Origin of the sequence: Cesiribacter sp. SM1, from assembly GCF_020178975.1 — a bacterium.
Lineage (GTDB): Bacteria > Bacteroidota > Bacteroidia > Cytophagales > Cyclobacteriaceae > Cesiribacter.
Window position 1 is genome coordinate 1 of record NZ_JAHXBU010000028.1, and the last position, 1,163, is coordinate 1,163.

The 1,163-nt window shown below is 45.2% G+C and carries 2 protein-coding genes; both read right to left on the reverse strand.

What is annotated here, in order from left to right; translation table 11 throughout:
• Positions 1–662: transposase (locus KWJ01_RS03945; protein WP_224995125.1), on the reverse strand; the 662-nt coding region annotated here is incomplete at its 3' end.
• Between the two features lie 79 nt (positions 663–741).
• Positions 742–1,089, reverse strand: a complete 348-nt coding sequence (locus KWJ01_RS03950; protein WP_224995126.1) for a transposase — start codon at positions 1,087–1,089, stop codon at positions 742–744.
• Between the last annotated feature and the right edge of the window lie 74 nt (positions 1,090–1,163).

A 1,163-nucleotide genomic window follows, 5' to 3' on the forward strand; every position in this document is an offset into this window, starting at 1 on the left:
AAAGCTACTTCTCTTACCTTTGTCTGCTGGTAGATAGCAGCCAAATCCCTGGAGAGGTTGTAAGCTTGTTCCAGGGCAGGATACCTACTAAAGAGGATCTCTGCCCGATGAGCTTGTGAAGCAGACCAGTTGCTTTTGTTCTTAAACAGCAGGTGCCTGCTTCTGGCCAGCAGTTGTTTTAAGGAGTCGCCATTCTCCAGCCTATCAGGGATAAAGTTTCTTTTCAGTTCCTTTGCTAGCTCCATCTCCTTGTTTTCCTGCTCTAAAGCTTGCCAGCGGTACTCAATGCGCATCTGCTGCACAGCCTCAAAACAAAGCTTCTGCACATGAAAGCGATCAGTAACCAGTGCTGCTTTGGGAAAGCTGCTGCGTACGATTTTTTCCATGCTTGCTGCCATATCCAGCGTGACTTCCTTTACCCTTAGGCGCTTATGCTCTGGCAGCTGTTTTAGAATCTGGTTTACCTTTTCAGCTTCAGTACCCTTTATAATGGCAACTAAACATCCCTTTCTACCTTTGGCTTCTTTGTTGGTGATGATGGTATAGAGCTCCCCTTGTGAAAGAGAGGTTTCATCTATGCTTAGCTGTGGACCCAGGTTCTGCTCAAAGAGCAGCCAGTCTTGAGCATGCTCTCGCTGGCACCAGCCAAGAAAATCACTCAAGTGGCAGACATACTGATGTTCAAGCTGTTTGCCATTGACATGGAAGTAGAGCTCCAGACTCTTACAGCTGACAGGATGCTTATCGAGCAATTCCTTTTAAAAAAGCAGCAAACTCTGCTGTCATCCTGGTTCCTTTAGCTACTAATTCCCAGTCTCTGCTTACTACTGCTCCTGTTGTTTCATTGTGCCACCTTCTTCTTTTGACCTTTAGAAAACATGCCCTGCCTCTAAGGGGGAAATCCTGTATGGTCACCTCATCATAGAAGCCTTTGGATAAAAGCTTATCCTGCTGGTATTGCGCTGGAGCTACATTCTTCTCCTCCAGATAAATGATGTAGTGCTGGCTTTCCTTCTTAATGTCATTCACCTCAAAATACTCCAGCAAGCCTTCAGGCAACAAAAATCTTAGATAGTGCTTGTCTTCCAATTTCTTTTTGAAAGCAAGTAAACACTGTTACTCGAAAAATTCTACCCCTGCTCCCCAGATTTACCGATTGATCC